The sequence below is a fragment of the Oceanisphaera sp. genome (genome assembly GCF_052084945.1).
Taxonomy (GTDB): Bacteria; Pseudomonadota; Gammaproteobacteria; order Enterobacterales; family Aeromonadaceae; genus Oceanimonas.
The window spans coordinates 1-9,998 of record NZ_JBQDEX010000103.1 but is presented as its reverse complement, the minus strand read 5'-3'; the positions used below and the strand labels follow the sequence as shown (position 1 = coordinate 9,998).

The 9,998-nt window shown below is 45.1% G+C and carries 12 protein-coding genes and 1 pseudogene; 7 read left to right on the top strand and 6 right to left on the bottom strand.

What is annotated here, in order from left to right; genetic code table 11:
* Positions 1 to 180, top strand: a pseudogene (locus tag ACTHY5_RS09605) (HPP family protein); the annotation flags it as partial.
* A gap of 402 nt (positions 181 to 582) precedes the next feature.
* Here the strand turns inward: ACTHY5_RS09605 and ACTHY5_RS09600 are convergent.
* From ACTHY5_RS09600 to seqA, 4 genes are all read right to left on the bottom strand, one after another.
* Positions 583 to 1,434, bottom strand: coding sequence for an outer membrane protein OmpK (locus ACTHY5_RS09600; RefSeq protein ID WP_441879081.1), 852 nt, complete (start codon positions 1,432 to 1,434; stop codon positions 583 to 585).
* Positions 1,435 to 1,653: 219 nt separating this feature from the next.
* Positions 1,654 to 2,724 carry a succinylglutamate desuccinylase gene (astE, locus tag ACTHY5_RS09595; protein WP_441879079.1) on the bottom strand — a complete coding sequence of 357 codons (1,071 nt, stop codon included), beginning with the start codon at positions 2,722 to 2,724 and terminating at the stop codon, positions 1,654 to 1,656.
* A 77-nt stretch (positions 2,725 to 2,801) separates the two neighbouring features.
* A complete protein-coding gene (pgm, locus tag ACTHY5_RS09590; protein WP_441879077.1) occupies positions 2,802 to 4,445 on the bottom strand; it encodes a phosphoglucomutase (alpha-D-glucose-1,6-bisphosphate-dependent) in 1,644 nt (547 codons plus the stop codon).
* A gap of 38 nt (positions 4,446 to 4,483) precedes the next feature.
* Positions 4,484 to 5,005 (bottom strand): replication initiation negative regulator SeqA, encoded by a 522-nt coding sequence (gene seqA, locus ACTHY5_RS09585; RefSeq protein WP_441879085.1) that lies wholly within the window; start codon positions 5,003 to 5,005, stop codon positions 4,484 to 4,486.
* 133 nt (positions 5,006 to 5,138) lie between these two features.
* On the opposite strand from seqA, the gene ACTHY5_RS09580 reads away from it, so the two are divergent.
* The 5 genes from ACTHY5_RS09580 to ACTHY5_RS09560 all read left to right on the top strand — a co-directional run bounded on the left by ACTHY5_RS09580 (position 5,139) and on the right by ACTHY5_RS09560 (position 8,073).
* Entirely contained in the window at positions 5,139 to 5,909 is a 771-nt protein-coding gene (locus ACTHY5_RS09580; protein ID WP_441879075.1) for an alpha/beta fold hydrolase, read from the top strand.
* 56 nt (positions 5,910 to 5,965) lie between these two features.
* Positions 5,966 to 6,187: a DUF2788 domain-containing protein gene (locus ACTHY5_RS09575; RefSeq protein WP_441879073.1), complete on the top strand. Its 222-nt coding sequence runs from the start codon at positions 5,966 to 5,968 to the stop codon at positions 6,185 to 6,187.
* 3 nt (positions 6,188 to 6,190) lie between these two features.
* Positions 6,191 to 6,475, top strand: a complete 285-nt coding sequence (gene ybfE, locus ACTHY5_RS09570; protein WP_441879071.1) for a LexA regulated protein — start codon at positions 6,191 to 6,193, stop codon at positions 6,473 to 6,475.
* 45 nt (positions 6,476 to 6,520) lie between these two features.
* Entirely contained in the window at positions 6,521 to 7,048 is a 528-nt protein-coding gene (fldA, locus tag ACTHY5_RS09565) for a flavodoxin FldA (RefSeq protein ID WP_441879069.1), read from the top strand.
* A gap of 125 nt (positions 7,049 to 7,173) precedes the next feature.
* Complete coding sequence (locus tag ACTHY5_RS09560) at positions 7,174 to 8,073, top strand: L,D-transpeptidase family protein (RefSeq protein WP_441879068.1); 900 nt, start codon at positions 7,174 to 7,176, stop codon at positions 8,071 to 8,073.
* A 322-nt stretch (positions 8,074 to 8,395) separates the two neighbouring features.
* Here the strand turns inward: ACTHY5_RS09560 and ACTHY5_RS09555 are convergent, their stop codons facing one another.
* Together ACTHY5_RS09555 and ACTHY5_RS09550 are read right to left on the bottom strand one after the other, a co-directional pair.
* On the bottom strand, positions 8,396 to 8,638 hold the full coding sequence (locus tag ACTHY5_RS09555; RefSeq protein ID WP_208004904.1) for an LPP leucine zipper domain-containing protein: 243 nt from the start codon (positions 8,636 to 8,638) through the stop codon (positions 8,396 to 8,398).
* 129 nt (positions 8,639 to 8,767) lie between these two features.
* Positions 8,768 to 9,232, bottom strand: coding sequence for a DUF4442 domain-containing protein (locus ACTHY5_RS09550; RefSeq protein WP_441879083.1), 465 nt, complete (start codon positions 9,230 to 9,232; stop codon positions 8,768 to 8,770).
* Between the two features lie 174 nt (positions 9,233 to 9,406).
* Between ACTHY5_RS09550 and fur the strand changes: the two genes are divergently transcribed.
* Positions 9,407 to 9,844: a ferric iron uptake transcriptional regulator gene (fur, locus tag ACTHY5_RS09545; protein WP_441879066.1), complete on the top strand. Its 438-nt coding sequence runs from the start codon at positions 9,407 to 9,409 to the stop codon at positions 9,842 to 9,844.
* Positions 9,845 to 9,998 lie beyond the last annotated feature (154 nt).

Below are 9,998 nucleotides of genomic sequence, written 5' to 3'. Positions count from 1 at the left end.
ATTCTTATTTACTTGGCCGATCCTGAGCTGGCCGCATTAGACTTTATTTTGCCCACCCTGTTTGGCACCTTATTTATGATAGGTTTTGCCAGTATTTATCATTATATTTTTACTCACAGGCGCTACCCGTTTGGCCCTAAAGTGGCTAAAAAAGAGAAGAAAACGCACAATAAAACCTAGTTATACCCATCTGGAAAATTAACTGATCAGGTTTTATGGCTTCTGTAAGGTAGATTGATATAAAAGTTGATCTTTGTGCCCCAGCGCTCAACGTAAAAATATGTGGTCAGTTTGTATTAAGTAAAAAACGAAGGGCTCCCCTACTAATAGCTGGGTGTTTGGCTCTTACCCTATAAAGTCTTTTTCAGATCTTATCTCTATGGTTCCGTGTTCTTCCGTGGATTCAGTGGCGAAAAATTTTTGTTCAGTTAATTTTACAGATTGATATTACTCTGTTGAGCGCCAAGCGTTACATAGCGCAGTGTTCAAAGAGCAGATTAAGCTCTAACCCAGCAACAAAAAGAGCGCCCTTGTGGGCGCTCTTTTAAGGTAATGGCGAAGGTTCGCCATTAAATAGTTATCTTAGAAATGCCATTCTAAATTAGCAGTAACGGCGTCGGTATCTATGCCAACCTTGTCTTGGTTACCGAACTTGTTGCGCCAGTATTCGTAACCCACACCCGCCCAAACGGTGTTGCTCTTGTTAAAGGCTAATTGGCCTACATCAACCATCAGATTGGTACGCACAAGTGTTTCATCAGTCATACCTAGGCCTTTAGGAGTAATATAGTTACCAAAGCCTTGGAACTTCATAGGTACTGGACCTAAATCGAATGGTACGCCCCAAGTTAAGTTATAAATAGTGTAGTCGTTAAACGTCACGTCTTCGTTAACATTAATAGCTGGGATATTTTTATGATTACGCTCGTGGGCGTAAAGCACTGAGAAGTCTACAAAACCTTTAGGCACATCAAATTTTAATGTTGGCCCTACTACCAACATTTGTTTACGTGGAGCAAAAGTTGTATTTTTAGTATTTAAATCAAAACCAGCAGTTAGCCCTACCTCTTTAACCGGACCAAAGCTTAGGTCAGTGTTAAAAATTTTCCCTAAATGTAACTGATGGCGATAGGTTACATAAGCCTCAAACGCTCCTTTGTCACCATCATTTCCTTCATCACCGGCTGCAGGATCATTGCTATCAGATTGCAATAAATCAACATTAAAAAAGTTCTGGCCGTAGTCATAGCCGCTGGCATGCGTCAGGCTTAGCACGTGCTTTTTAACTTTTTTATCAATAGTAGGCTCAGTAAACTGAGTACCGTAGCGGTAACCCACAAAGGTATCAGACCAGTTAGCGGCGCTAACAGAGGGGGCAGCAACGGCCATAGCCAGTGCAGAAACGGTTAAAATGCGCTTACTCATTTGCTTCATTTGTGATTCCTTCACTTATTCAAAATATAACGCACCAGCTAACTAGGGCATGGCGTCAGTTGTATACTATCGACTGGGTGTTGGTGAGTTATAAATTACACACATCGACACCAAAAATCTACATTTTGTTCACAAAATAAATCAAATAATTAAACTTAAAGGCCCTAGTGTGATCTAACGCAACTTTTATTAACAAGTGTTAACCGCTAACTTTACCTGTCAAATTAACATATCTCCTTTTAATTCAGTCACTTCCACCATAAGTGCTGCGCGTTGTTGTAATGCAACCTTAGCATTAGGAAATACTACCGCTTGGGGCTTTTCACCCACTCGCCACTGCTGCTTACCGTCTTCTGCCAAGATTGTGCCAGGCGAAAAGGTGTGAAAATTTGCCACCTCATCAGAAAAGTGAAAACAAAACCGTTCACTTTTTTTGACAATTTCTTGCTGCACCTTGAATACACGCATGTGTGCAATATCAAGTTGCGGAGGCTGCCAGTCTGGGTTTTGTAATAACCGCGCCAGATTGTGCTCTAGAGCAGCTACTTGGCTGGCGTCATTCTCACCAAAAGGGTGCACCTTACCCAACTCGACCGTAAAAGCATGAGCCTCCCACTGGTGGGCACTAAAATAACTAAAAGTAGTAGTGGGCCCGTGCGCCAATAAAATAGTGTTCACACCTGAGTGACATAAAAAAGCCAATTGCTTTTTATGAAAGGGGGCGCCGTGGGTAAAAGGGTAGATAACAAATTGGGGATATTGTGAGGGGCGAATAGCGGTATGTAAGTCGTAATGTCGTCGCTCAACCTGTCCGCAAGCTCGCTGTTGATAAAAACGGGTCACATAGTGCTCAAGCCAGGCCGCCCTTTCCGGCTCTTTATCTTGTTCGTTGGCCATCGCCCCCGCTTTTAGCTGCGTCTGTACATAACCTTTTAAGCCATGCGCCCCTGAAAATAGGCGATTGAGATTGGTATTTACCTCACGCACGCTTAAGTTAATGGCGGCAAGGTTACCAAATATCAGCAAGAGTCGCTGTCGGCAATGCAGCCGACCACTCACAATATCGTTAAGAAGCCGTACACACAGTTCAATGGGAGCGGTTTCGTTACCATGAATACCACAAGAGAGCACTAGGTCGATATTGGCTGGAGCAAGTGGTTCAATACACATGACTCCGGTGTTCCATACTTGTATCTGGGTACCATCGGGTAGGCTGTGGTTAATCGGAGGAAGATAGTGCGGGTTGGCGAGACTGCTCGCTAAAAAATCTTGAAGTTGATTGGCGTTCATGAGTACCTCACCTAATAAAGTGTGAGGGCTAGGGGTGAGGGGCTAAGCGTGTCACCCCCTCCCCTCACAATAATTAATTATACGCCGGCATGAGTAAAAGTAGCGCTAACCAAAGTTTGTGCTTCTTGAATAAGACGCGCTAAATGCTCATCTCCGCGAAAGCTTTCAGCATATATTTTATAGACTTGCTCTGTGCCACTAGGGCGAGCGGCAAACCAACCATGATCGGTGACCACTTTAAGGCCACCAATGGCAGCGTTATTGCCAGGCGCTTGAGTAAGCCGTGCAATAATGGGATCTCCGGCTAACGTCTCTGCCTTTATGGCATCGGCTGCTAACTTGGCTAGCACCTGCTTTTGCGCAAAGCTGGCAGGCGCATCCACTCGGGCATACACAGGATCACCTAGCTGCTCAACTAATTGCGCGTAATATTGATGTGGTGTGAGACCAGTAACTGCTAATATTTCAGCAGCTAGTAAAGAAGGAATAAAGCCATCTTTATCTGTACTCCAAACTTGGCCGTTCATCCGTAAAAACGAGGCTCCGGCGCTTTCTTCTCCGCCAAAGCCTAAGCGACCTTCCAGTAAGTCATTAACATACCATTTAAAACCAACTGGAACTTCCATTAAGCGTCGTCTTAACTGTGCTGCAACGCGATCGATCATGGATGATGAGACCAATGTTTTTCCTACCGCAAGCTCATTAGACCAAGCGGGTCTGTGGGTAAATAAATAATGAATACACACCGCTAAATAATGATTAGGGTTCATTAAGCCTTCACTGTCAACAATACCATGGCGGTCGTAATCAGGATCGTTGGCGCAGGCAATATCAAAATCGTCTTTCATGGCCAATAAGTTAGCCATGCAATCGGGACTTGAACAGTCCATGCGAATTTTTCCATCATGATCTAACGTCATAAATGAAAAAGTTGGGTCTTGGCTGGGGTTAACCACGGTAATATCTAAGCCATAACGCTTAGCAATAGGGGCCCAATAGGCTAAGCCCGCGCCACCAAGTGGGTCGATACCAATGCGTATTCCTGCCTCACGAATGGCGGACATATCAATCACCTCCCCCAACTCGCTGACATAGTTTTCGATATAGTCAAACGCCACCGCTTGAGTTAGCGCCTTATGCAACGCTTGCTTACAAATGCCTTCACCCTGCTGTGCGATAAGGTGGTTGGCTCTATCTTGAATCCAACCTGTGGTGATACTGGAAGCGGGTCCGCCATCGGGCCCGTTATATTTAATGCCTCCATCGCGAGGAGGATTATGGGAAGGGGTGATCACTATGCCATCGGCTAGTGCCTCGGGATTAACGCGGTTATGATTAAGGATGGCATGAGAAATGACAGGCGTTGGCGTATAACCACGGTCGGGCTGTATTCTCACTTCAATATTATGCGCGGTTAACACTTCTAATGCCGAGCCCCACGCCGCCTCTGATAAAGCATGAGTGTCCATGCCGAGATACAAAGGCCCCGTTATCCGTTGTACGTGCCGATATTCAGCAATAGCCTGACAGATGGCGTGAATATGAGTTTCATTAAAGCTTAAGTCCAGGGCACACCCACGATGACCAGAGGTGCCAAAAGACACTTTTTGCTCTACTTGAGACGCATCAGGCTGGCTTTGATAGTACGCAGATATTAATTGCGCAATATCAACCAATTCATCGGCATTCGCACGCATACCGGCTCTAGGGTGTCTACTCATGTCCTTCCTTATATCAACGTTAAGCGGCTTAACTTACATTAGATGCTGTGACACACCCGCTCTATCACACCGTGCGAATACCCCATAGCGGCCATTAATTGAGCCACTATGTTGCGCTTGCGCCCGGTATTTGTATTTGTAATCACCCAGTAGGGGCTGCCTGCAATGGCTTTAGGTTTAGTGGTGTTACCGCTGGCTAATAAAGCGGCTTCATCGTCGGCAAAATAAATGCGCTTGCGGCCTTTAATGTCACTGGCCTGAGCAAAGGCATTGGGGTCGTCTTGATATAAGACCGACAATATATGCATAAAGCGATCAATCGCCGACTCTTGCTCGGTCAATACCTGACTTTGCAGCATTTCTTTAATACGTTGCCCAACAGGCACGGTAGGCGCCGTTGACTTTGCCACATTGGCCGAAGGTACTGGGTGCTCAGACTGAGTATCAACCCACTCTATTTGTAATAAGCGGCGCAAGATATCTGACGCACTTTCCCCAATATGGCGAGTATTACTGGCAATATAACGATATAGATCTTCATCGATCTCTATGTTTTTCATCATGTTTTTTGGCATGTCCACTCCCAATGACGGAGCCTGATTATACATGGAGCGGGCGATGTGCCCAAGCGGGTTGCGCATGATGTACGATCAAGCAACAATATCCCCCTTTATTTCTCGCCAGGAACGCTCCATGCAATTGAATATTCGTCGCCAAGGCCAAGGCCAAGCGGTTATTGTGATCCACGGGTTATTTGGTAGTTTGGATAATTTAAATGGTCTGAGCAAGGTATTAGCAGCACAATATGACGTGATCAGTGTCGACTTACGTAATCACGGACTCTCGCCACGCAGCCAACAGATGAATTATTATACCATGGCTGAGGATATCATTAGACTGATTGAACAGCTTGACCTAGCTGCGCCCATCTTAATCGGCCACTCAATGGGAGGAAAAGTCGCCATGATGGTCGCAGGCCAAGCACCAGAACTGATTGGCGCCATTGTTGTGGCAGATATGGCCCCAGTGGCTTATACCAAAGCCCGCCATAGTGAAGTCTTTGCCGGCTTGCAGGCAGTTATCGCCGCAAAGTGCCCAGACAGACAATCTGCAGATACCGTACTCAGTCAACATGTGCAGATGATGGGAGTGCGACAGTTTTTATTAAAGTCATTTGTACCTAATCGCCCAGCGGATCCTTGGCGCTTTAATGTGGCCGCATTGTTAGAAAGCTACCCTAATATAATGGGATGGCCCGGCCTACCTGTGCCCTACTCTGGCCCAGTATTGTTTATTAAAGGCGGCGAGTCTGATTATTTAATGCCGCAATATCAAGCCGAGGTCGTTCGACAATTCCCGCAGGCTAAAGCGAAAGTTATTCAAGGCACTGGACACTGGTTGCATGCCGAAAAACCGCAGCTGTTTAATCGTCTGGTACTGGATTTCCTTACTCAGGCCAGTTAACAGCCCTAAATCCTTTATGTTATAGTGGCACTAATTTATAACAGTCGGACGATATGATGTCTTTAGAACAAATCGAGCTACTGGAAACTTGGGGCTTAAAGCTCTTTTTTGTAGCTATCTTTCTGTTGATTGGACTCGCCATTCAAGATGTACTTAAGCGAGGCAATGTGCCTAAATTTGGCCGTTACGTCGTATGGGCCGTATTGTTTTTAGGCTGCTCTGGCTTTATTGCAAAGGGCATTATAGAAGCGTTATGGGAAGGGGCCGGCGTAGGTTAACTCATGGCGAAGCAAGATACCGATAGAACAACGCTGGATTTGTTTGCCAATGAGCGTAGGCGGGGTCGACCTAAAACCAACCCCTTGCCACGCGAAGTACAACTAAAATTCAATAAGCGTAACCAACTTAAGCGTGATCGCGAGCGCGGCCTCAGTCGCATCGAATTAAAAGTCGATCAGGCATTATTAACGCGACTGAATTTACTGGCCGCCGAGCAGCAGCTTAGCCGAGCCGATTTGATCCAAGTCTTGCTGTTGCAACAGCTTGAACTACAGGACAGCCAATAGGCCCATGGCCTGATTATTCACATTTTCGATAGGTGCAACTTTATTATGGCAAGTGTAGGTCTGTTTTTTGGAAGTGACACCGGTAATACCGAAGCCGTTGCCAAAATGATCCAGAAAGAACTGGGCAAGAGTCTGATTGATGTACGTGATATTGCAAAAAGTACAAAAGAAGATATTGCTGGTTTCGATCTGTTGCTATTGGGTATTCCAACTTGGTATTACGGTGAGTCTCAAGCCGATTGGGATGATTTTTTTCCTGAACTAGAAACCATCGACTTTAACGATAAGTTAGTGGCTATTTTTGGCTGTGGTGATCAAGAAGATTACGCTGAGTACTTCTTGGACGCTATGGGGACACTGCGTGATATTATTGAGCCTAAAGGCGCTATTATTGTGGGTCACTGGCCAACGGAAGGCTACGAGTTTGAAGCGTCTCAGGGACTGGCCGATGACGCCCACTTTATTGGTTTAGGTATTGATGAAGATCGCCAGCCAGAGCTAACACAAAAGCGTGTAAAAGACTGGTGTAAACAAGTTTATGAAGAGATGTGCTTGAAAGAGCTGGAGTCTTAATCTGCCATTTCGAGTCTAAAAAGGGATGCAGCGCTGCGTCCCTTTTTTGTGTCTTTAGCGTTAGCTTTCAATTATATACTCATATCGTAGAGCCTATACGACGACCGGGTTACGAGAATTTTATTATGAAAAAATTAACGATTTTACTGCTATCCCTGCTGCTACCAGCCACGTCGGTACTGGCTAACATCACCCCCCTGCCGCTACCTGAAAATAAAGGGCAACCCGTCGGTCAGGTATTACTGCACACCGCACAAGAGGAAGACACACTAGCCAGCCTAGCACGCTATTATGGAGTGAGTCCTATTTTGTTACTGGCAGCTAACCCAGACCAAGACTTACTGTTGCTAAAGCCTGGACAAGAAATTCTTATTCCTAATCAGTTACTATTGCCTAACGCCGATACCAAAGGGATAGTGATTAACCTCGCTGAGTTGCGCCTTTATTATTATCCTGAAGATGGCAGTAACGTCTATGTGTTCCCTATTGGCATTGGTCGAGTGGGCCGCTCAACGCCCGAAATGACCACCAGTATTAGCCAAATGCGCAAAGATCCCACCTGGACACCCACAGCCACCACACACCGCGAATACGAAGAAATGGGTAAATCCTTGCCCGCCGTTGTGCCAGCAGGGCCTGATAATCCGTTAGGTGAGTATGCTATGCGCTTAGCCTACGGCCGTGGCGAGTATCTTATTCACGGCACGAATGCGCCATTAGATGTTGGGTTACGCTCCAGTGCTGGCTGTATTCGTATGTACCCTGAACATGTGGAATGGTTATTTGCACAAGTCGCTCGGGGTGTACAAGTACAAATAGTAAACCAAGCCCTTAAGGTGAGTACCGATGAGTACGGGCAGACCTTTATTGAATCTCATGAACCCTTAACCCCCGAGGGCTTAGCTGATGAGACACCACTGGATATGAGTACTTTAGCGCCTTTAATAGAACAAGGAGCAAACCAAGAACTCATTGAGCAAATTATTGGTCATCGCCAAGGTATGCCACAAGTCGTTGGCCAGTAACCTTAAACGCACTCTAGATTTACGCCGTACACATCGCTTTCGCAGCTAACTGACGGCGTATCCTCCCTATTAAGAAAACTCTCTGTCACGATATCGCTCCTAGATTTGGCCGTGACTCATATCTATCTGGAAAACTAACTGATCAGGTTTTATGGCTTCTCTAGGGTCGATTTTAATCGACTAAAAACCATAACAAGGCCTAAAGAGGTCGAATAAGTTTGACCCTACGCTCGGGGTAGATTGGTATTAGTTTGATTTCATACTCTTAAATTTTAGGCAAAAAAAAGCCTGGCCGAAGCCAGGCTTTTCGTTGCACCAAAACTTACTTGGTGTAACGACCCATCTGATCAAGACGAGAGTTAGCGCGATCTGCAGAAGCACGGGCTTCAGCAACATCAGCAGCCAAACGATCAATTTTAGCAGAGTTCATTTGCTGACCTTGCTGAACAGCTTGGATATCTTGTGACAGACCATCCAGCTTAGTTTCAACGCCAGTGTTTGAGCTACAACCAGCCAGCATCAAAGTACCAACGATACCTGCAGTTAACATCATTTTATTGCGCATTTATATGCTCCTTTTTCTATGATAGTCAAAAAGACCTCTTAGGCAGCTTAAGTATGGACGAAGTTCCCTAGTAATCGCAAATAATTTTACAATTCATAACATAAGAAAAATTTGTGCGTCTCACTTATATTACTTATTGGCTTTTTTACGTACATAAAGTGTTCGTTCAACTTCAGCTATTAGTGCCCCTTCATCATCTACGATATTAATACGAAAACGAGGAAAATGCTTATGACCATCTAGGGTCGCATTGAGTATCTCATTAAGCCGCTCTTGGCTCAAATGAATATCAGCATAAACATGCCCTCGTCCAGGCTGAATAAAGGTAATACTCGCCGCTCTATCCCATACATAATAGCCTTCTCCAAGAATTCCCATCAATAACATCGAGTAGACAGGATCTGTCATAGAGAACAAGCTACCGCCATATTGGGTGCGGTTGGCATTTTTATTCCACCATCTTAATGTGAGCCCGACTCGGCAATATCGGTAGTCTTGGCCTAGTTTTTCTATGCGAATGCCCGCCCCCCAAAAAGGGGGCCAGCAATTCATCAAAAACGCCAGCAAACGAGGGCGGGCAAATATATACTTCATCATCTCATCCGACCAGTAAGAGTGAGCTCAATATTAGCAAAAAATCCCTCCACTATCAGGCTTATTGCTCTGGATCATGGCACAAGCCGACAAAACCCGATTGATGGTTGCCTTTAACGGGAAGAACACGCACAATGAAAGCAATAACCTCACGAATTGCGAAACTTTATTCTTATGGCTGACAACAATCAAGCGTTGAAGAAAGCAGGTCTCAAGGTGACGCTTCCCCGCGTAAAGATCCTTGAGCTTTTACAACACCCCGACACTGAGCATGTGAGTGCAGAAGATCTGTACAAAATGCTGATAGATCAAGGTGAAGAAATTGGTTTAGCCACCGTTTATCGAGTGTTAAACCAATTTGATGATGCCGGCATCGTTGCTCGCCATCACTTTGAAGGCGGCAAGTCAGTATTTGAATTGGCAACTCAAGAACACCATGATCATTTAGTTTGCCTAGATTGCGGTAAGGTCATTGAGTTCCATGATGAAATCATTGAAGAGCGCCAACAGATTATTGCCAATCAGTTTAATATTAAACTGACCAACCACAGTCTGTACCTATATGGCCACTGCCACGACACTCCTTGTTCTCATCACGACGATATAAAATAACCCGCGAATCATACGCACAAAAAAGCCGCAATATATTGCGGCTTTTTTTATGGGTTTTTATCAATCCGCTAAAATAATACCAAACACACTAAATAATCGATCTATTTAAATACAGTATAAAAAGGAAACAGAGTCACCTCCCTCGACACGCCAT